Raw genomic sequence first — 22,710 nt, 5'->3', positions numbered from 1 at the left:
CAAACCCCCTTGAATGTATCAACTCCCCTCAATAAATATGGATTCTATGCCTCTGCCTGACTCCCGAGTTTAACATCCTTTACGGCACTGGCAACAACATAGATTCTGATATTATTGCTATCTGGATCAGCAGGAAGGACAAAGAATCCTTTGCGAGTTTTATTGTAACCAAGCGTCGCACCATATATTACTTCATTATCATGAAATGTCACTTTAATTTTCATACCACGGAATGTGACTGGATCAATTTTGCTGAATCCTCTTACTTCTTGATAATCTTTATTACCCTCGTATGATTTCACAAAGAAAACTGCCTTTAACAATTCGGTTTGTATCTCTTCTATATGCCCATCCTGATGAACAAGATGAAATTTTGGCTTTTCTGGCACAAAATCATGTGTCATTCCCTTTATTACATTACCATTTTTATAATGCAAAACAACTCGATTGGCTTCAGTTTTTTGCTCCATACTTTAGTATATTATGAATTTCACAAAAGTCAAGGGCGTAAATGTGCAATCCTTTCCCACAAATTTTTGAAAAATTCAATTGCCTCTGGATTTTTTATTTTTGGTGACCACATATACTTAGCAAAGCCAAACTGACATAGTGCATACCAGCCATATACAAATTGACCAATGACAATATAACCTGTTGCGAATTGTCCGAGACCAAAAAGAATGCCCAGCGCAAACTGGGCAATTGTAGCAATACCAAACATAAATTGTCCTATGCCGAAAAGAATGCCAATACCGAATTGCGCAATTGTAATCAAGCCAATAGCAAACTGTCCGATCGCAATGATACCTTTTGCGATTCTTATTTTCCCATTCTCATCTCTACCGACTGCGATATGGATCAAAGGAATACCCAAAATTTCAAAATCTGATTTCCATTCAAAGCCAGTTTTTTCAACAGAGTTCTGGGTTAACTTAAAATTACAATATGGACAGTACTGGATTTTTTCTGTAATCTGTCTTCTGCATTTTGGACATTTCATATTAATATCTGGTCTAAGTCGCTACTTAAGTAACACAACTTTTTCAACCAGCCTGTATTCGCCGTATTGCAATCGTACGAAATAAACACCCACAGGAAGTTTACGACCCGAGCCGTCTTTAGCCTCCCAAACAACCGTTGACCGCTCACCTTTTACCGTTAACCGAGAGAAATCTTTAACCATTCGACCGGTCACATCGTATATCGCAAGGCTAAAGCCTTGCCCTACGTTTGAAATTAGGAAATTGGGGGCTATTTGGGATTTGGTGCTTGGGATTTGAAATTTAATTACAAGGCAGTTTCTGAACGGATTAGGTGCAACTTCAAAAGCCACCATGGATTTTTGATTAATTTTATATTCTTTTACTCCCACAAGATTTTTAAATTTTACCGTGCCCCAGTCATAATAACTTGGTGCACTCAATGTCCTTCCGGTGACTACCACATCCCCTGAATTCGGATGAACAGCAATAGCAAGGCAATAGTCCAATGAATCGGAAAAATCATACATTGCTGCCCATCTTTGATTTCCATCAGAGTCGTACATAATTGCTACATAATCATTATATTCTGTCAAACTCCTGCTTGTGCCACCAATGAATATGTTGCCCAATTGGTCCATTGCAATACACTTGCCACCCACTTCATCAGAAGGTGTATCATAATTATGGGCAGGTCCATCATATCTTCTTGCCCATAATTCATTGCCTTCGGAATCATATTTTATCAAAACAACATCACTACCTGTTCCCAATCCCTGACTCTGCCCCACAACATATACATTACCTGCATTATCAACCCTGATACCATATCCACCATCTGCACCACTTGTATCAGGGTTGTTATAACGGGCAGTCCATAACAAATTCCCTGAATTATCATACTTTATTGTTAATATATCAGTTGATGTGCCGAGCCATCTTACCGAACCCGTAACATAAACATTACCTGCAGAATCAACTGCAATATCCCGGGCGATATCCGAACTATCAGCTGGTCCATTATAGGTCCTTACCCAGACAGTATCACCAGTCTGGGCATTCAATTTAATTGTAGCATAATCATATCGTGTACCACTTGAAAATGGATTTACATATCCGACAACATAGACATAACCATTATTATCAGCAATCACCTTATGACCTTTATCGTTATAATTACCAGAACCATTAATTCTTGAAACCCATAACTGATTACCGTTTGAATCATATTTTACGGTAGCAATATCATCCTGATAAGATGCTCCCCTGCTGTAGCCAGTAACATAGACATTCTCCTGATTATCAACGCAAATCCAATGGGCAAAATCATATCCATTCCCGGTGCCATTGTATCTTCTTACCCAGGCGGTATCACCATTTGGTCGGTATTTTATGGTAAGATAATCACCTGCACCTGAACTCATTGTATAACCTGTTAGATAAATATTGCCCGATGTGCCAAGGGCAATGCAACTTGCCCGTTCATTATATGAACCAGGGCTCACAAAATTTCTCACCCATAATGTATCTCCGGATGGTGTGTATTTTATTGTTGTCCAGTCATTACCCGTTCCTGAATTTTCAGTTGTCCCGGTGACATAGATAAAACCAGAATCATCAATTGCAATCGCATAAGCCCAGTCTGATAATGTTCCAGCACTTGACCATTTTCTTGCCCACACAGTGTCAACCTGGGCTGACAACATAATTGGTAGAAACATTAAGATTAAATTTTTCATAATACCTCCATATTCATTCTTTTTCTTTTAATATTAAAAATTCTACCCGGCGGTTTTTCTGTCTCCCTTCTTCAGTTGAATTATCGGCGATCGGTCTTCTTTCACCATATCCAACAGGGATTAAACGAACCGGTTCAATCATATGTTTATCAATCAAATAATCCCGAACCGCCTCTGCCCTTTTTTGAGATAATTTCAAATTATATGCATCTGAACCAATATCATCTGTATGCCCTTGAATTTCAACATCAATTTCCGGATGCATCGTTAGTATTCTCGCTGCATCATCAAGCACAGGATATGACTCTGGTTTTAATTTTGCACTATTGAATTCAAATTCAACACCGTGCAGAATAATGCTTGAACCTTCACGAAATATTCTTATCATCTGGTCTGTAGATTTTCCCGGTTCAACCTTGATATCAGTCTGGGATGTAACATAATTTAATGCCTGCACCTTTAATAAATAAAATCCCGCAGGGACATTTTCAAACTCAAAAAAGCCATTCTTATCTGAGGATGTTGTGCGATTCAATTCCATTATTGTCACTTCAGCGACAAGGGGCTCGTTTGTCAAATAATCGGCAATTATCCCCTTGATACTACCGGTTTTTGTACCAATCCTTTTTAGAATCTGATCAAGTTCTATCTTTTTTCCTGCCTCTACCTTACACGAAATCGTCTTTGATTCAAATCCCGGACGGGTAAATATCAGATTTAAATCGCCAGGGGGTAAATCCTGTAGTATATAATAACCTGCAGAATTTGTATATACAGTCATTCCCCCCTCTCCTGCCACCGAAACCTCAACCCCTTCAAGCGGTTCATATTCTTCATCATTAACAAACCCAAAAATAGAACCGACTTCCACCAATCCTGAAGAAGTAAAAAAGGCGCAAGAAACAAAAAAACAAAAAATTAAGACTAAAAATAAGACCGATATACGAAACATAACTCCTCCTTTTTATTCTCTATTTAAACTTTTTACAAACAAATTTTTCTAAGTTATAAAATCACCATATATCCAATTGTTTATTTACTGTCTTTATAGTATTTAGAATAATATTTATAATAGTAATGGTAATAATAACTCCCAGATTTTAATGGCGCACCGTTGATAACAACTCCAACTATATCAGCACGCGCCGAAATCAAAATCTCTTTGCTGTTTTCTAATTCTTTTAAGTTAGTTTTATTATACATTGTGGTCAATAAAACTCCATCACAATACCGCGCAAGATATGTTGCATCCGCAAATAAAAGAATAGGCAGACCATCAACAAGTATATAATCATATTGGGTCTTTAATTTTTCAAGTAGCTGGCGCATTTTTTCTGACTCCAAAAAGATAAAAGGATTAGCAGGCACATCCCCGATTGGCAATAAAAACAGAGTTAAACTGTCCTTTGATTCAAATTGTGTCTTTGTATCTTCGCCGTTTGATTGCGCTATATCACTAAAAGGTACAATCACATTTTCCAATTCTACCTCTTCCTTTAGCACATCAAATATTCCTCTTTCTTTTTTCAATCTTGTAATATGGGTAAGATTACCCCTTTTCTTGCGGAAGTCTGTGTCAATTAATAGAACCTTCTTACCCTTTGTAGCAAAAACATAGCCAAGATTCAAAGTTACAAATGTCTTTCCCTCCTCAGGTCCGGATGAGGTTATGTAAATTGTTTTATACTCCTTTTCAGGATGGGCAAATTCAAGATGTACAGTAAGTTTACGGAAAGCCTCAAATTCAGCACTGGAACGGTTAGAAACAATTTTTAACTTGCTGGTTCTATGACCCGAATTATTAAACCCCAGAAAAGCTTGTATTGCATTTTTTAAATATTCAATATTAAAACCGGGCTTTGCTCTTTTATCATCGCTCTCCAAAATTCCCGGTATCGTTCCATAGACTGAAAGATTAAGTTTCTCTTTAATTGTATCCGGCTCTTTTACCGTATTATCAAAATATTCTGCAATAAACACCACTGCGGTTCCAACAAGAAAGGCAAAAAATACAGATAAAAATAAACTAAGTAATGCACGGCGCGGATTCACCGGACTACCTGAGACAAAAGGCGGATTAATAAGTTTTATATCAGAAGTAACACCTGCTTCCTGGACCCTCGTCTCTTCAAGTTTTTCTGAGAAAAAAGTATACAATTTTTCGGCAGTCTCTCTATCCCTTTCCAATCTTGCCAGACTTATTTCATCAGATGGTATATTTTCAAGTTTCAACTGAAGGTTTCGTATCTGGCTTGTGACACCCTGGATATCGGTTTTTATTGTAGAAACACGCTTTGCAATCTCATCTTTTAATTGTTCTTTAAAACCTTCATACTTTGCCTTAATTTCAGCATATTTGGGATGTTTTGTAGAATATTCTTTCAAAATTCCCTTCAATTCTGCATCGGCTTGAACGAGCTGGGCATATAGCTGTTGAATTCCCTGGTCTGAAATCATCGTTGTAGCAATATTGAGAGGCACATCTTTGAGAGTATCGCTCAATAGATATTTGTTAATATCAGTCAAAATCTTTTCTTCTATTTCTAACTGATTCTTTCTTGATTCAAGCGTAGATACCTGATTTATCAAAGCCTGGGTTGATGCCTTTAAGTCAGCAATCTTTTTTACCTCTTTGAAATTCTTTATCTGCTCCTCAAGTTCATTTAAACGTTTCTGATAGAACGCAAGTTGGGACTCTATAAACTCTCTGGATTGTACATATTGGAGGCTTTTTTCTTGAATATTTTCTTTGACAAGTATCTCGGACAATGCCCGTGCTATGCGTAGTGCCTGTTCCCTGTCACCCCAGTAAAGTTCAATCCGAAGAATACCAATAATATTCATCCCTGGGAATATCGTTTTCGCGGATACCATTTTCTTTGCCGCCCCTTCCCCTGAAATTGGAACACCAGAACGGTCCCCTGCCCGTTCTACTTTATCCGCCTCAAGTACTTTTACCGATATTGAATTTCTAAGGGCAAGCGCCATCTTACTTCTTGGATAAAATGTAAGTGAATAAGTCTTCCCGTTAATCAAATTTTGGTCGTGAGGAATTGTAAATTCTAAGGGACCAAGATTTATATATTCCCCATAATTTTTTTGAAAAACTTCACCATCCAGTTTTAAACTGAATCCGTTTTCCATTATTTTCAACTGATACGGTCCCAATGGTTGTTCAAAATTAGATTTTAACTGAACATTTAACCTGATATCTGAATTACCATTTTTAAAAAAGGCATAAAGTCCAAGGGTATCAACAACTTTTTCGGCAATTTTAACACTCAAAAGATTTGCGATAAGACGCTGGGTCACCGTGCCGATCTGGACCGTCGGTGTTTCTGACATACCAGTGAAAAATCCTTCTACAGCACGATTTTCAGCAACACCAAGGTCAAAACTTGACAAGTAGATTGGTGTGTATGGTCGGGAAAGTCTGAAAATAAGAATACCTAAAAATACAGGTATCGCAAATATAAAGAATAACCTGCGCCTGCGTAAAAACTTAACCCATAAGTCCTGCAGATTTAATGGTTTCTCCTGTTCAAGGTAATAATCTGGTAATTCAGAATTATTCATAATTATCTTAACCTTTCAATCGTAACATAAAGGTTAACTGCGGTCAGGGTCAGCGTTGCAAATTGTAATACCGTACCCCAGTTAATCATAAACTTTCTACCAATATAAACCCAGTCCCCTGCCTTCAGTTCAAAATTTTCTTTTTCGCTTCCCTTTTTCAAAATATTATCAAGATTAATCGTATATACCTTTACCCCTGACTCAGTGTTGCGCACAATTCTGACTTTCTTTAGATTAGCCCGGTCGCTGGGACCACCAGCGAGTGCAACATAATCACTTATCCGTAGGCCCCTTTGATAATTAACTGTTCCGGGTCTGATCACTTCACCATAAACTGCAACCGTAGAAATGCTGGGACCTTTAAGAATTACGGACACAAGTGGCTGAACGAAATATCTTTTTAAAAGATTGGCAATTGTATCAGCGACTTCATTGGTAGTAAATCCAGCAACACGGATATCACCGATCAAAGGGAATGTGATATTGCCGTTATGCATTACCAGCAAATCCCTGGATAATTCCTCCTGTCCGAGAACAACAACTTCCAGAACATCACCCGGTTCAATACGATAAGTAGAAGATTCCGCATTAATGCAGAATAATAGCAATAGTTTTATAAACATAATTCTATTTTATATAAAAAGCCCTAATTGTCAAGTCAAAAATACGACAGCATTATATACCCAAAAATTCTTTAAAAAAGTAGCATAAAATGTAAATAAGTATGATTGTGCATATATTTAGGTGTTGGGAAATCGCCTTCCATCGCTTCCACCAGATAAAACCATACATTTTTAAAATGATATTCCAATCCTACATTGATTCTCCTTTCTTTTATTTCAATTCCCTGATTATTTTGATAAAAATTTCTCTGGGTCCCGAAATGCCAGACGAAATTTCCGCCTGGATGATATTCAAGATCCAAAAGATAGGCAAATACATTTCTTTCATAATGTAGGGTATCTATTTCATTCTTGTAATTATAGGTTAGATAAAGATTGGGAATCCATTTTTTACTCTTTAAATATGTAATTTGCAACTCGGGCATCGCATCAAAAATCTTCTCGGAAATTTCAAACCCTGCGTTATCTTTCTTTTTAAAATATATTTTGCATTCGTTTAAAATCCCGATTCTGAAGATTCCAACATCTTGCCAGCAACGAATAAATGCTGTATGTCTGTATCCTTCTTCTCTAAATGTTGATGGTTTATCGGTTGACTCAAGTTGATACCTTCTTCCCAATTCAATCTCTGCTTTAAACCTACCCGTTGACCATTTTTTGTTAAAAATTGTTTTGATTTTAATCGGATAATTTAATCCCTTATAGATAATTTTATCCGGTCCATCTGTCATGTCCTGGAGAGAAAAATTTCTATCAAAATTTTCTACCAGCAAAAAAAATTCAAAAAAATTTAGATAATTATAACCCCTAAAATACCCAATTCCAATTTCATCTTCCCCTTTGTAATAATGAGTTGTTATTGATAAAAATAATCGGGTGTTTTCTTTTAATTGAAAAAACGGTTGAAAATAATGATTGGATATATGAATGTCATAGTCACCGATATAACGATTTTGGTAACGAATACCAAGAATTTTTGATAGATATGCTTCATAACGTAGTTCAAGATTGATATACCAGTTAAGTAAATCAAGACAACCCTGACTTGTCCGCATGCCATTTTTTGTTGAATCAAATGCAGTTTCCCAGGATTGAAAGTAATGGGCAAGTTGTTTATCAAGAAGATACTGATAATTTGAGTCTTCAGGTGCATAGGCAAAAACAAAATGACAAACACCAAATGTCAGAAACCAGAAATAATTATTGATTCGTTTAAATTGTTCAAAAATTCTGTCAAAGGTGCTATTTTTAATTTCCATATAAATACAGTTATTTTTCAAATACCCGGTTTTGTATCAATCTGTTTTTTATATAAATAAATCTCTCCAAATGTTTCATTCTGTTCTACACTTGCCAGCCCTTCTTTTACTATTTGTAGCATACCAAAGAAGTATGATACCGCTATAGAAGTATTTCTTTTTTCTTGAAGGAATTTCAAAAAATTGATTTTTTCATTTTTTTCAAGAACCTGTGTCAAATCTTCAATGACCTTCTCAATCGGTATTAATTGTCTTTTTATCAAAACTGCTTCTTTTTCAGTGGGTTTAAAACTTTTGAATGCAAGGATAAGGCTCGTCAGATCTCCTTCTTCAAGCACCGTTGTGGGTTCTACCTTTGCAAAACGGGGGAATTGTTTACTCGTCTGTGTTTCCATTTCTCCAAAATACCGTGCTATCTCTTTGAATTTTTTGTATTCTTCAATAATCTGCATCAATGTAATTGGTTTTGCCTCTTCTTCGTCTTCAGGGGTTCTGGGCAAAAGCGAGCGAACCTTTAATCTTATTAAAATTGCTGCCATCAAAAGAAAATCCGCTGCATCTTCAAGGTCTTGCCGTTCAATCTTTCTTATGTAATCAAGATATTCTTCTGCAACCTGCCCGATTGGGATATCAAATATATCAACCTCTTTTTTGCGAACCAGATATACAAGGAGGTCTATTGGTCCATAATAAATTCCAATATCAATCTTCACACCTTTATTTTAATCATCAAGATTGAAATGTCAAGCAAAGAGATTTTATTTTGTGAATCGTAATATATTCAAAAGCAAATCTTTGTGTTCATTCAATCTTCTTACTGCATAATCTCCAATTAATTGCAAGGTCTGAAAAGCAGGATAAGCTTCTTTCTCACGGACTTTTTTCAAAAGAAAAACACTTAAAAATCTAAAAAATGAAGTTCCTATAAAGAGGATATGAAAATTGACAAATGTCTGTCCCATGAATTCAAACCTGAAATTCTCAAGTAACTGGGCAATCAAACCACCCAAGAGTGAAGACAAAAAACCACATATTCCTGTTATTGTAGAAAAAACTGCAAAATATGATTCTTTCAATTCTTTCTCTTCAGTCAAACTCAATAAAATATTAAAAAGACTCAGGTTGATTCCACACCAGAACAGACCGCTAAAAAATGCATCAATCCATATCGGTAAAATAAAATCCGAACGGGCAAAAAGCCATATTATTGGCAAAAATATAGTACCCGCAAAGTTTATTGCCAATATAGGTTTTGACCTGACTCGGTCAATCATTTTTCCCCAGAATATTTGAAATACTAAACTCGCAATGCCCGCAATGATTCCATAAATGGCAATCGTTGAATAAGCCATTTTTAGATTTTTTATCATATGGACCACATAGAAAGGCGCTGCAATGCCTGCAAATAGATACCAGAATGATACAAATTTTAAAAGGGCAACAAAATTTTGGTCCTTCATCGGTTTTAAGAATACATCCTTAAAGTGTATAACCTTTTTTTCAAATTTAGGCTCAGGCTGGAATGAAAGCGTAATACCCGCAAGGGTAGAGAAAAAGACAGCCGTGGAAAAGATTATTATAAACGCCTGATTTGGTGCAAAAAAATCAAGGACCTTTCCTCCAAGATAATTTACAACCATTCCAACCGCACTTATTATTGTTGTTCTAATCCCGAAATATCTTCCCCTCTCTTCTTTTGGTATCAAATCACTCATCCAGGAAAGCCAGAGATTACCCGAAAAATTCAAAAGGAGATTAAACAAAAATATTATAACAAAAAAAGTATTAATGCTGATTCGGATATTAAAAACAAGTGCAATAACAAAAAATATAAAAATTCCCCTGCCAATCAATGCAGTAAAAAGACAGGGTGATTTCCTCTTTCCAATTATATTTGCGATATAAGCAGCAAAGAAACCAACACCCGCAAGTATTGATGGAATCGCAGTCAAAATACCTATCTGAAATGGATTGGCATTTAAAAACAGGGCAAACGAAGTTAAAAACATACCTCCGGTCAGGGTGATATGGAATTGAGCAAAAACGCCCTCTATGACAGAAATCCTTTTACCAGAAGTTAATTCGTTCTCCATTGATTTTGAGGTGTATTACTACATTTTTAAAAAACCAACTCATAAATCATAACTTCTTCTTCTTTACCCTTCACTTTTACCTTACCCAGTTCTTTAAAGTGAAGTTCAATTGTTGGATGTGATGAGACCATTTTATATGTTTCATTACCAATGATTACACTCACACCAAATTCTTTGGTCAAGCCCTCAAGCCTTGAAGCAAGATTAACTGCATCACCAATAACCGTGTATTCCATCCGCATTGGCGAACCAAAGTTTCCACTCACAACCTCACCAGAATTTATGCCCACCCCAATCTTTAATCCAAGCTGTTCAGCCCTCTTGACCATTTCCTTCGCACAGAGGCAGGCATTTAATGCCGAATTTTTTAATTTGACCGGATGGCCAAATACTGCCATCACACAATCACCAATGAATTTATCAACCCTACCTTGATACTTGAATACAATCATAACCATTTCCGTCAAAAATTTATTTAAAGAATTTGCTACCTCTTCGGGTGTTGACTTTTCTGTATATGGAGTGAAGTTTCTTATATCCGCAAAAATAATTGTGCAGGCAACCCTTTCTCCACCAAGTCTGGGTGGTTCTTTGATAATTTTTTCTAAAAGTTCCTTAGAATAATATCTTGAAAAGATAGATTTCAATCTACGCTTTTCTCTTTCTTCAAAGCGATAGCGGTATATAAGCGAAATTATTATCGTCAGGATTAGTGAATAATAAATGCGCACGCTCTGAAATTCTATATTGTTATAAAAAAGGACAAGAGAAAGAATAAAAATTGATAGAAAACTTATCAAATATACAAGCACATACACCCTTGTTTGATAAAAACTTGTGAAGATAGCGATAAGTAGCGAAAAAAATATTGTTATTAACAAAATAAAAAAATAGGGAAATTGTGTTATTTTCAAATTTTTGATAAAGCCATTAACTAAATTAGCCTGTATCAATATCCCCGGGAAATGTCTACGAAATGGAACCGCATGATAATCAAATAGACCGGATGCAGTTCCGCCAATCAGCACTATTTTATCCGTAAAATATTCCTTGGGCACCCGCTGTAAATACACATCACTGAATGATATTCTGCGAAATGATTCTAAATCAAAATAATGAATTAAAAATTTATTATCAAAAAAATTCTTGCCTATTTGGCGTGCAATTGTATATGCGAATGTCTGTTTGTGATTTATTTCTTTATATCCATTACGCACGACTCCATCTTCATCAGCAATTATCTCTCCAACACCGCTCGGGCATATAGAACTAAAGATGGATTCTTTATTTAATGAAGAAACAAGAACCACATTTTTATTATTCAATATTGCATTTATAAGGGTAGAATCAAAATCTGGCTTTTGATAATATCTTCTTGCATATACCGGCAGTGTGTCAGGTTCACCAAAGAATATATCGATCCCGATTAATTTCGCTAAACTCAAATATTCAATAACCTCCGCAAAATACACCCTGGGCCAGTTTTGATAACGACCCAATTTTTCTAAACTAATCTCATCAATATCAATAACCACAATATCTTCTATGTGCCTTTCCGATATCGCAATACGATATTTAAGATCGTAAATCTTCTGGTCAAAAGGTTGATAAAGAGGTTTGTAAAGACAGATGATATGTACAACAACAATAACACCAATAGAAATCAAAAGATTTTTCAAAATTCTATTCATTCTTAAATTGTCGCTCAAATGTCTTGATAAAAAGTTCCGCAAGTTTAGGGTCAAACTGTGTTTTGCGATTCTTTTTTATCTCACTCAATGCTACATTCGTTTCCATTCTTGGACGATAAGGACGGTCTGATGTCATAGCATCAAATGAATCAGCAATCGCAATAATTCTTGCACCCAGCGGAATTTTATCTCCTTTCAATCCCATTGGGTAACCTGTGCCGTCGTATTTTTCATGGTGATGAAGGATATTCGGTACAAGGCTTTTAAGCTTCTTTATTGGTTCAACAATCTCCGCACCAAATTCAGGATGGCGCTTCATATACGAATATTCTTCTTCATTCAGAAGCCCCGGTTTAGAAAGTATCCTATCCGGTATGCCAATCTTCCCTACATCGTGCAGCACTGCTGACAATTCAAGATCCTTTAATGATTCTTTGTCAAGCTCAAGACCCTCACCAATCAACAATGCATATTCAACGACACGTGCTGAATGTCCTTTTGTATATGGGTCTTTGGCATCTATTGCCTCAACGATTGCCCTGATAGAAGATAAAAATAGTTCATCAAGCTCCTTATATAAAGATGCATTCTCAATAGCAATAGCAATCTGATTTGCAAGCGCAAGATACATTTCTAAATCATCTTCATTAAATTGTTTATTACCCCGTTTATTTAAAACTTCCGCAACGCCTATTATCTTACCTTTAACCATAAGGGGCACGGCAAGAATTGAACGGGTCACAAATTTCGTCTTCTTATCAACACCACTGAACCAGCGGGGGTCTTTTGTAACATCAGGAACGAGCAATGGTTTTTTGTGTTGGGCAACCCACCCGACAATACCCTTTCCCATCGGAATGCGAATTTCTTTAACTTCCTTACCCTTTTCACCACGGGCAGTGATAAAATACAATTCATTCTTTTCTTCATCAATTCGGAATACACTTGATGCCTCAGCATCCATAAGTTCTTCTGCCTTTTGCAAAATGATATTTATTAAGGTATCAATATCCAAGGTTGAAGAAAACACAAGTGAGGCATCAATCAAGGTTTCAAGGTCTCTAATCTTCTTCTTAAGTTCATATATTTTTGATTTCATAATTACGCTCCCCTGCACCAAATTTCTCCCCATAATATAATTGGACCTGCGAATCTATGTCCGGACGCAATTTATCAATATCGTTTTTCACCATATCATAAGAAGCACAATCAATTGCAACCGGGTCAAATCCTGCAAGAATACCTACATCGGGGCATATCGGTGGTTCAGATGTGTGAAGACAATCACAATCAGGTGTGATGTTTATGATAAAATTCAAATAGAAAATCTTTTTATTTTTTACAAGATTTGCTGAATACTGGGCAATCCCTTTTTGAACTTCGTCAGAGGCTGCACTCCAGGAAAATCTAATTGCCCTTTGTGGGCAGATAGACATACAACCTGCACAACCACTACATTTATTATGGTTTATCTGGACTTTTTTCATATTCTTCTCAATGGCACTATATGCACAGTAATCATAACACTTAAGACAGAAAGTACATTTTTCCTTTTCCACATAAGGACGGGAACGAGAATGTAATTGAAGTTTGCCACCCTTTGAGGCAAAACCCATTCCTAAGTTTTTCAACGCTCCACCAAAGCCAGTTAATAAATGTCCCTTGAAATGACTGATGCAAAATATCGTATCAATGTTTTTGAAAGCCCTTGCAATCTTTGAACCATTAATTTCAAAGTATTCATCTCCATATATTCCGTCGCCAATTATAATCGGTGCAAAATCAAAACCATGTTCTTTTGCAAGTTCAATATGGGTATCACCCTTAAATCTTCTCCCCGAATAAAGCGTAGTAGTATCTATCAATAAGGGTCGGGCACCGGTATTTTTTATCATATCCACAACCTTGCGCACATACAAGGGATTGACAAAAGTAAGATTACCATCTTCACCAAAATGGGTTTTTACCGCAACAATCTTATTATTTTCTACTATCTTGAGCCCTCCAGAAATTTCTACCATTTTTTCCAGCATTTTCAAGTAATTTTCTTTCTGTTTTTTACGGAAATCAAGAAAATATAGATTTTGCATAATAGATAATACTCAAATAACAGAAAAATTCAAGGGGTATTTGTGTAAAAATTACAAATTCAATTTGTTATCGCAATTTTTTGTCTTATCTTTTTACCTTCATTTGTCTGCAGTTCTATAAAATAAGTACCTGTAGGAACCAACCTGCCCCTTAAGTCCTTTCTATCCCAATAAATCGTGAAAGTTCCAATGCCTTTTGTCCTGAATATACTCTTTAATAGATTTCCTACATTATCATATACCTTTATCTCGGTTTTTTCACCAGCCGTGCTGAATTTGATAAAAACCCTGTCCCTTGCCGGATTTGGATATACCGCCAGATTCGCTATAGTATTATTTTGACTAACGACCTCTTCTTTACCTACGATAGGCAGTATTGTAAAAGGCAAAGGATTAATTGCACTCACTGTATCATTTACAGTCATTGCAGTAAATTTGATATAGCAATTAGCAGAACCCTGAATATTAGAAGGTATTCGCCACTGGTATCTACAATTATTTTTCAAATTAGTTGCAATGGGATTCCAGGGACCATTTGGACCGGATGTGGAAAGTTCAAGTTTTATCGTTGCAGTTCCTGAAGGAACTCCACAGGTCCATTTTATGAATTGAACTGAACCGCGATAGAATTTCTGTCCACCCCTTGGGAAGACTGGATAAATAAATAAATTCTGTGGTATAGAAGATTCTTTATAAAATCTTGGCCTATTGCGGGAATTCCAGGAATCACCTTCATCACCAACAACAAGGATATCTGGATAACCATTATGATCTGCATCGGTGCCTACCCTGAATGCTCGGGGTGTCCCAGGACTGGGTGTCTTAAATGTTGTATCCTGTGTCCAGCCTGTACCGGTGTTGCGCCATATTGTAACCGTGCTATCACCAAATGCACACAAATCAACAAATCCATCAAGATTCATATCAAATAATTGCGTAAGGTCATAAGGACCGGTGGTGGGTAATCCTGTTGAATAAGAACTCCAGTTATTATTACCCTGCCAGGTCCAGACTTCAACCCCACCGCTTGAATTACAGAAGGCAAAATCTAAATCCCCATCGTTATCAACATCGCCAAGGGATGGTCCCCTTCTGCCCGAACTTCCCCCGGGTGGCAAATTGCCATCGGCATTTGAGAAACCGCCCGAACCATTTCCAATATATATACTTCCGTATTGATGCCCTGCACAGAAATCAGCATAACCGTCATTATTTACATCTCCGAACATAAAATCCATTGTAGAATTTCCACCAACAAAACCGAATGACTGATGCCAGGTTCCATCAAGATGATTGATAAAGATATGTATCCCATCATCCGCACCGAATGAATTTCCCCCCAGGTCTAAATCGCCATCATTATCAATATCTGCAAAGTCTGTGCAGAACATACCCCAGTAATTAGGATCGCCGATAGAAATCCCATCATCCCAGGGCGTCCAGTTTTGACCGGTGCCGTCGCCAAGGGCAACTTCCATAATTGAATCACCAAAATCATTATTTGAGTAGTTGTGGTGCATCCCATAACCAATATCAAGAAGACCATCATTATTAACATCACCGATAGCAATTCCACCGTATCCAAAATCACCATTCTGATATACATTCCAGACACCCTGACCATTGCCAAACCAGACCATCACACCGTGTTCCTGGGTATTCACATACGGTGAGCCGTGGTCACCGATTGATAGTATGTCAATATTTCCATCATTATTGATGTCAACCATCTCCATTTCAGTTCTACCTCCCTCCATTGCAGGATTTTCTAACCCCTGTGAAGATTCTATATAACTCAGTGCATAAAGAAGTGAATAGCACACAAGAAATACGAGAAGCAGATACAAAATCTTTTTCATAATCTCCTCCCTTAAAATTATTATAAATATCCCGTCCGAAAAATCAAGAGTAAAATATTTTTAGTTTACTAATCCCTCACAAAAGGTGTTGCACATCTAATTCTAAATCTACAAATGTAAAGTAAATCTTCGGGTTCACAATTTTAGCCTTTCTTTTTGTCATTAATTGCCCTAATTTGCCTTTTTTATTCTATCTCTTTCAATCTTTTCCAAAAATCCTTCTGATATTTCAGTAGGATAATCACCAGCAAAACAGGCAGTGCAAAAATCTGTGGTACCCATTCCTACACCTTTTATCAATCCCTCCACGGATTGATATATCAAAGCGTCTGCGCCGATTGTCTTTTTTATTTCTTCAACTGATTTATTTCGGGCAATAAATTCACCCCTGGTCTGCATATCTATTCCATAGACGCAGGGATATTTAAGGGGTGGTGAATAAACACCAAAATAAACCTCTTTCGCTCCGGCACTCCGTATCAATCCGATTATCTCTTTTGATGTATTACCGCGAACGATTGAATCATCTATTAGTAGAACTTTTTTATTCTTGATTTCTGATTTTATTACATTCAGTTTCATACGCACTGATTCAATTCTTTTCTCCTGGGTAGGCATAATAAATGTTCGGTAGATATAACGATTCTTTATCAAACCTTCACGATGTTTCACCTTTAAGACTTCTGCTACCATCTGGGCAGATCCCCGGGCAGTATCGGGAACAGGAACTACAACATCAGGTTTTATCCCGGCCTTCAGACATTCCTTTCCAAGTTCTTCGCCCAATCTTAACCGTGCTTCATAAACACCTATTCCATCAATAACCGAATCCGGTCTTGCAAAATATACATATTCAAATATGCAGGTTGCCTTTTTCCCATTATGAATCTTTTTTGAAAATACATTATTGTGTGTATCAATAAATATTGCTTCACCCGGTTCTACATCTTTGAATTCTGAACATCCAAGCATATCAAGTGCTACACTCTCTGAGGCAAAGGTGTAACCTTCACCATTTGGTGCATAGACAAGGGGTTTTATTCCATTCTTATCCCTGAAGGCAAGTAGACCCTTTCCTGCGATAATACAGACCACTGCAAAACTACCAATCAATTTATCATATACTCGTTTGAGTGCCTGGAATAATAAATCGGCATTAAATTTACTCAAATCCATTTTTGAAAGTTCAATTGAAAGAATATTCAATATAATTTCCGCATCACAATTTGAATTCAGATATCTTAAATCCTTTTCAATTATTTCTTTCTTTAAATCAAAATAATTGACCAAATTACCATTGTGCGCAAGGGCGATACCGTAAGGTACAGTCAACACAAATGGCTGGGCATCTTCAATGCCACCGGGTCCCACTGTAGGATAGCGCACATGACCGATGCCGATATCACCATCAAGGCGGGCAATGTTCTTCGAATTAAAAACATTTGTAACCAGCCCCTGCCCTTTTTTCAAGTGGAAAGTTTGTTCGTATGTCACCGCGCCGGCTGCATCCTGTCCCCGGTGTTGTAATGCAATCAAACCGGGATAAATATAATCAATCGCCCTTCCTTTACCAATTATCCCGATTATACCACACATATCACTCCCATTCTATTGTTGCGGGTGGTTTAGATGTAATATCGTAAACAACCCGGTTTATACCCTTTACTTCATTGGTAATGCGGCTTGAAACCTGTCGCAAAAAATAGTCCGGTAATTTAACCCAGTCTGCTGTCATCCCATCCTCACTATAGACCGCCCTTATTGCACACACATTCTCATAGGTCCTTTTATCACCCATTACACCCACACTCCCTAAAGGCAAAAGCACGGCAAAAATCTGCCATATATCTTTATAATTCTTTAATTTTTGTGCCTCTTCCTGTAAGATTCTATCTGCCTGTCTTAATGTTTCAAGTTTTTGTTCATTAATCTCCCCGACAATGCGCACGGCAAGACCCGGTCCCGGGAATGGTTTTCTCTGGATAAATGTCTCTGGCATCCTCAATCTTCTTGCTATTTCCCGAACCTCGTCTTTAAAAAGCATCCTCAATGGCTCAATAATCTTCAGGTGCATTTTTTCAGGCAATCCTCCGACATTGTGATGGCTCTTGATCACTGCTGAAGGTCCGATACCCTTTCCGGATTCTATGACATCAGGATACAATGTCCCCTGGATTAAATATTCCACACCTTTTATCTTGCTCGCTTCTTCTTCAAAAATTTTAATAAATTCGTTGCCAATAATTTTACGTTTCTGTTCCGGTTCTTTTATCCCACTTAATTTGTTCAAAAATCTCTTCCTCGCATCAACAACTATCAAATGCATTCTATTTTTCAAATTCCTTTCAACCTCTTCTCGTTCATTATATCTTAACAAACCATTATCAACAAATATGCCCACAAATTTGCTCCCGATCGCCCTGGATGTCAGAACACCGGCTACGGTAGAATCAATTCCCCCACTTATTGCGCAGATTGCCTTTTTATCACCAACGGTTTCTCTTATCTCTTTTATCTTTTCGTTTATAAACTTTCCCATTGACCAGGTCTTCTTTGCCTTGCAGATTCTAAATAGAAAATTATTTATTATTTTCATACCATATTGCGTATGTCTAACTTCCGGATGAAACTGGACACCATAAAAGTTTCTCAACTGGAGACCGGCAATCGGTGTAGTATCGGTTGATGCGATTACCTTTGCTCGCGGGGGCAATGTAACTACTGAATCGCCGTGGCTCATCCAGACTTTAAATCTAACCGGTAGGCCTTCAAACAAAAGGTTATTCCTAATTTTAATCTCCGCAGGTCCATATTCACGGCATTTTGTGTGTTGGACCTTACCGCCGAACATTTGAGCTGTCAATTGCAGGCCATAACATATCCCTAAAACCGGGACATTGTATTCAAAGAATTGTTTAAATACTTTAATATCAGACTCATAGACGCTACCCGGACCACCGGAGAGAATGATACCTTCAAGATTTTCGGTCTTTAATCTATCAATAAAACAACTGAAGATCTCTGAAAATACCCCACATTCCCTTACCCTGCGGGCAATCAACTGGGTATACTGGGAGCCAAAATCGATTACTGCTATCATAAATAATGATATCCAGATTTTCATAAAAATCAATGATATTTTATCAAATCACCTTATTTTAACATTTCTTCACCATTCCATTATTCCATAATTCTAAAATTGTGGAATAATAATAAGTGTCGGTTGAAAATGGAATAAAATTCTTACGAATTAACTCCAATCTACCCCTAACCTGAAAATTTTGCATTTCAAACATTTTTATCCAGCAAATCTCCCAACTTTTTGGAGAAAAACCTAAATAAAAATGGTTACAGGACAATAATGCAATTGTCAAACGGTCAAACAGGAATATTGTAGGAGCTGTTTCCAACCACGACATTATATCGCTGCTGGGAAGCGGCTCCTACAGATTTATTTTAGCCACTTGTTATAATGTTTAGATTTGCCCCGAGCGCCCACACAGGAATAAATCCCAAATTCCAAACACCAAATTAAAAAATTTAGTTTTTGTCTTTCATTGAACGGTTTCGCAGCCCGTTTCGTAATAGGGTTTTGCTTATCGTCCAATCCCCCTTTATCCCCCTTTAAGGAAGGGGGAGAGGATCTCAACCAATTGCGTCTTATTGCCCCTAAATACCTTATCCCCCTTTAAGAAAGGGGGAGAGAGAAAAGAGGAATCTTAGAAAGGGGACTCCCACAAGGGTGAGGGATTTGATGTATGGAGGGTGAGATCAAATTCCAAATTGGAAACATAATTCTAATACAAGAATCGCTTGCCTTTTTTCGCCCTCTATTGCCCTTTACTGCCCTGTATCGCCTTCTACCGCCCTCTTTAGCCTTCTTTATCCCTCTTTAGCCCTCTATTTAATATATCTCCAAATACTTATCAACCTCCCATTTTGAGACCTGGATTGAGTATTCATTCCATTCCCGCGTTTTTATCTCGTAGTATTTTTCAAAGAGTGTCTCACCAAATGTCCTTTTTACAAGATTACTCTTATGGTAATATTGCAATGCCTCCCATAATGACCTTGGAAGAACATCAATACCCTTGGATTGTAAATCCATACTCTCAAGATGATAAACATCTTCTTCAACCGGTTTTGGTGGTTTCAATTTTCTCTTCACACCATCAATACCAGCCTCAAGGATAACACTGAATGCAAGATAGGGATTTGTGCAGGGGTCAACTGAACGGAGCTCAAGACGGGTACTATTCAATCTATTCTTCGTGATCTGAGGAACACGCACCAGTGCTGAGCGATTCATCCTTCCCCAGCAGATATAGACCGGTGCCTCAAAACCAGATACCAGCCTCTTATAAGAATTTACTATGGGTGAAATCACCGCGGAAATCTCTTTTATGTGAGCTAAAAGACCTGCAAGGTAATGGTAGGCTGTCTCAGAAAGACCATAATCATCCTTCGGGTCCGCAAATATATTTTTCCCATTCTTGAATATACTCTGATGGGTATGCATTCCGCAACCTGCCATTCCGAACAATGGCTTAGGCATAAATGTCGCATAGAGATTGTGTTCTTCGGCAATACGTTTTATCACCATCTTTGCCGTCAGAATATTATCTGCAAGTTGTAGTGCATCAGTATATCTTAAGTCAATCTCGTGCTGGCTCTTCCCTACTTCATGGTGGCCTGCTTCAACCACGATACCGAATTCCGATAGTTTTTCACACATCTGTTTACGTACCCGTAATGCTAAATCACCACCTAAGTCAAAGTATCCAACCTGGTCATGTAGTAAAGGTGTAATCCTTGAACCATCACGCTGGAATAAGTAAAATTCAAGTTCCGCACCGACATTAAATTCCATACCATCTTTTTTAAGATTTGAAAGGACCTTTTTGAGTAAGCCACGCGGGTCAACCACTGAAGGCTTGTGGTCAGGACCATATACATCACAGATAAATCTTGCAGTCTTTTCTGCATTCCATGGTATTATCCGGAATGTATCAAGGTCAGGCCTTAAGAACATATCACTTTCACATATCCTGCCGAACCCTTCCACTGACGAGCCATCAAACCATATCCCATCTCTTAGTGCCTTTTGTAATTCTACAATTGTAATCGTTACATTCTTTATTGACCCGAGGATATCTGAAAACCAGAGGTCAATGAATTTTATATCATTCTTTTTTATCTCTTTAATTATTTCGTTTTCAGTCATTTTTTCCTCTTCTTGATTCCTACATACTCAGCGATTGATTTTGCCTGGGTGAATAATAGTAAATAATCAGGACCTCCTGCCTTGGAATCGGTTCCTGACATATTGAAACCACCGAATGGATGGACACCAACGAGTGCGCCCGTGCATTTCCGATTTATATAAAGATTGCCAACAAAGAATTCCTTCTTTGCCCTTTCAATCTTCTTGCGATTCTTTGTATATACTGCACCGGTGAGACCATATTCAGAATCATTGGCAAGTTCTATTGCATGGTCATAATTACGAGCCCTTATCACAGCAAGGACAGGTCCAAATATCTCTTCCTGGAATATCCTCGCCTTCGGACTATCAATCTCAATCACGGTAGGTCTGATAAACCATCCCTCATCACCTGCCGGCTCACCACCACAAACGAGTCTGCCTTCGGATTTTCCAATCTTTATGTATTCCATTATTGAGTTGTAGGCACTCTGGCTTATTACCGGTCCCATATAATTTTCAAAATACTTTACTGGTCCAACTTTAATGGCCTCAACCCTGGGAACAAACTTCTCCATAAATTTTTCATAAATCTTATCATCAAGGATAAGCCTTGAGCAGGCAGAACATTTCTGCCCCTGATAACCAAAGGCAGAAACAAGGACACCGTTGACTGCACTATCAATATCTGCCTCAGAATCCACTATAATTGCATCTTTACCACCCATTTCAGCAACTACCCTTTTTATCCATATCTGTCCGGGCTGGGTCTTTGCCGCCTGTTCAACGATCCGCAGACCAACTTCTTTTGAGCCAGTGAAGGCGATAAATCTTGTCTTTGGATGACGCACAAGATAATCACCGGCAAGTGCACCTGAACCAGTCATAAAATTTACAACCCCGGATGGAACACCCGCTTCTTCCACCACTTCCATAAATTTATAGGCAATTGTTGGTGTATCACTTGAGGGTTTCAAAATTACCGTGTTTCCGCTTACAAATGCTGCGGTCGTCATACCGGTCAAAATTGCCATCGGGAAGTTCCAGGGTGGGATAACAATTCCTACACCTAATGGGATATAAACCTGCACATCCTTTTCACCTGGATATTGAAGGAGTTTTGGACCCTTATCATATCTTAATGCTTCCCTGCCATAGTATTCACAAAAATCTATTGCCTCAGCAATATCTGCATCTGCCTCATTCCAGTTTTTCCCTGCCTCAAAAACAAGCCAGGAGTCGAGTTCCAGTCTTCTCTTACGCATAATATTTGCCATTTTAAATAGATAATTTGCCCTGACCTTTGCAGGCGTATATTGCCAGGTCTTGAATGTCTCCAATGCCGCAGCCATTGCCTGTTCCGCAATCTTTTCATCTGCCTTCTGGAAAACACCTACGACCTGGTCTTTTTTTGATGGATTATATGAAATCAATTTATTATTTGTCTTAACCCTTTTACCACCGATGATGATATCATATTCCCTGCCAAATTGTGCCTCAACCTCAGCAAGGGCTTTTTCCATCTTTTTTCTGTTTTCTGCGATTGTAAAATCAGTATATTTCTCATTCCTAAATGGTTTCATAATAATAACCTCCT

At 37.6% G+C, this 22,710-nt stretch carries 18 protein-coding genes; all 18 read right to left on the bottom strand.

All coding sequences use genetic code 11. The annotated features are described in order from the left end of the window. Nucleotides 1-44: 44 nt before the first annotated feature. The gene (locus tag ABIL69_03870) at nt 45-470 is read right to left on the bottom strand and encodes a hypothetical protein (protein ID MEO0123122.1); all 426 of its coding nucleotides are present in this window, start codon (nt 468-470) and stop codon (nt 45-47) included. Nucleotides 471-499: 29 nt separating this feature from the next. Then, nucleotides 500-1,000: a hypothetical protein gene (locus ABIL69_03865; GenBank protein MEO0123121.1), complete on the bottom strand. Its 501-nt coding sequence runs from the start codon at nt 998-1,000 to the stop codon at nt 500-502. Between the two features lie 21 nt (nt 1,001-1,021). Then, the gene (locus tag ABIL69_03860) at nt 1,022-2,719 is read right to left on the bottom strand and encodes an SBBP repeat-containing protein (GenBank protein MEO0123120.1); all 1,698 of its coding nucleotides are present in this window, start codon (nt 2,717-2,719) and stop codon (nt 1,022-1,024) included. A gap of 13 nt (nt 2,720-2,732) precedes the next feature. Next, nucleotides 2,733-3,671 carry a carboxypeptidase regulatory-like domain-containing protein gene (locus tag ABIL69_03855; GenBank protein ID MEO0123119.1) on the bottom strand — a complete coding sequence of 313 codons (939 nt, stop codon included), beginning with the start codon at nt 3,669-3,671 and terminating at the stop codon, nt 2,733-2,735. Between the two features lie 80 nt (nt 3,672-3,751). Further along, on the bottom strand, nt 3,752-6,295 hold the full coding sequence (locus ABIL69_03850; protein MEO0123118.1) for a polysaccharide biosynthesis tyrosine autokinase: 2,544 nt from the start codon (nt 6,293-6,295) through the stop codon (nt 3,752-3,754). Nucleotides 6,296-6,297: 2 nt separating this feature from the next. After that, complete coding sequence (locus tag ABIL69_03845; GenBank protein MEO0123117.1) at nt 6,298-6,918, bottom strand: polysaccharide biosynthesis/export family protein; 621 nt, start codon at nt 6,916-6,918, stop codon at nt 6,298-6,300. Between the two features lie 71 nt (nt 6,919-6,989). Next, nucleotides 6,990-8,198, bottom strand: a complete 1,209-nt coding sequence (locus ABIL69_03840; GenBank protein ID MEO0123116.1) for a hypothetical protein — start codon at nt 8,196-8,198, stop codon at nt 6,990-6,992. After that, on the bottom strand, nt 8,195-8,890 hold the full coding sequence (locus ABIL69_03835) for a ScpA family protein (protein ID MEO0123115.1): 696 nt from the start codon (nt 8,888-8,890) through the stop codon (nt 8,195-8,197). Before ABIL69_03835 ends, ABIL69_03840 begins: the two co-directional genes overlap by 4 nt. A 45-nt stretch (nt 8,891-8,935) precedes the next feature. Next, nucleotides 8,936-10,270 carry an MFS transporter gene (locus tag ABIL69_03830; protein ID MEO0123114.1) on the bottom strand — a complete coding sequence of 445 codons (1,335 nt, stop codon included), beginning with the start codon at nt 10,268-10,270 and terminating at the stop codon, nt 8,936-8,938. Between the two features lie 26 nt (nt 10,271-10,296). Next, nucleotides 10,297-11,961 carry an adenylate/guanylate cyclase domain-containing protein gene (locus ABIL69_03825; GenBank protein MEO0123113.1) on the bottom strand — a complete coding sequence of 555 codons (1,665 nt, stop codon included), beginning with the start codon at nt 11,959-11,961 and terminating at the stop codon, nt 10,297-10,299. Next, nucleotides 11,954-13,060 carry an HD domain-containing phosphohydrolase gene (locus ABIL69_03820; GenBank protein MEO0123112.1) on the bottom strand — a complete coding sequence of 369 codons (1,107 nt, stop codon included), beginning with the start codon at nt 13,058-13,060 and terminating at the stop codon, nt 11,954-11,956. The genes ABIL69_03825 and ABIL69_03820 overlap by 8 nt, the downstream gene beginning before the upstream one ends. Continuing rightward, nucleotides 13,041-14,051 (bottom strand): DUF362 domain-containing protein, encoded by a 1,011-nt coding sequence (locus ABIL69_03815; protein ID MEO0123111.1) that lies wholly within the window; start codon nt 14,049-14,051, stop codon nt 13,041-13,043. Before ABIL69_03815 ends, ABIL69_03820 begins: the two co-directional genes overlap by 20 nt. Before the next feature lie 59 nt (nt 14,052-14,110). Next, nucleotides 14,111-15,910: an FG-GAP-like repeat-containing protein gene (locus ABIL69_03810; protein ID MEO0123110.1), complete on the bottom strand. Its 1,800-nt coding sequence runs from the start codon at nt 15,908-15,910 to the stop codon at nt 14,111-14,113. A gap of 171 nt (nt 15,911-16,081) precedes the next feature. Beyond that, nucleotides 16,082-17,506: an amidophosphoribosyltransferase gene (gene purF / locus ABIL69_03805; GenBank protein ID MEO0123109.1), complete on the bottom strand. Its 1,425-nt coding sequence runs from the start codon at nt 17,504-17,506 to the stop codon at nt 16,082-16,084. Nucleotide 17,507: 1 nt separating this feature from the next. Continuing rightward, nucleotides 17,508-19,010, bottom strand: coding sequence for a glutamine-hydrolyzing GMP synthase (gene guaA / locus ABIL69_03800; protein MEO0123108.1), 1,503 nt, complete (start codon nt 19,008-19,010; stop codon nt 17,508-17,510). Between the two features lie 58 nt (nt 19,011-19,068). Beyond that, nucleotides 19,069-19,206, bottom strand: a complete 138-nt coding sequence (locus ABIL69_03795; GenBank protein MEO0123107.1) for a hypothetical protein — start codon at nt 19,204-19,206, stop codon at nt 19,069-19,071. 608 nt (nt 19,207-19,814) lie between these two features. Beyond that, complete coding sequence (locus ABIL69_03790; protein MEO0123106.1) at nt 19,815-21,134, bottom strand: glutamine synthetase family protein; 1,320 nt, start codon at nt 21,132-21,134, stop codon at nt 19,815-19,817. Continuing rightward, nucleotides 21,131-22,699: an L-glutamate gamma-semialdehyde dehydrogenase gene (gene pruA, locus ABIL69_03785; protein ID MEO0123105.1), complete on the bottom strand. Its 1,569-nt coding sequence runs from the start codon at nt 22,697-22,699 to the stop codon at nt 21,131-21,133. The genes ABIL69_03790 and pruA overlap by 4 nt, the downstream gene beginning before the upstream one ends. Between the last annotated feature and the right edge of the window lie 11 nt (nt 22,700-22,710).

The sequence above is a fragment of the candidate division WOR-3 bacterium genome (assembly GCA_039802005.1).
In the GTDB taxonomy this organism is placed as follows: Bacteria; Hydrothermota; Tepidihabitantia; order SM23-42; family JAOAFX01; genus JAOAFX01.
Note: the sequence above shows the minus strand (reverse complement) of the source record. Positions and strands in the feature narration are given on the sequence as shown.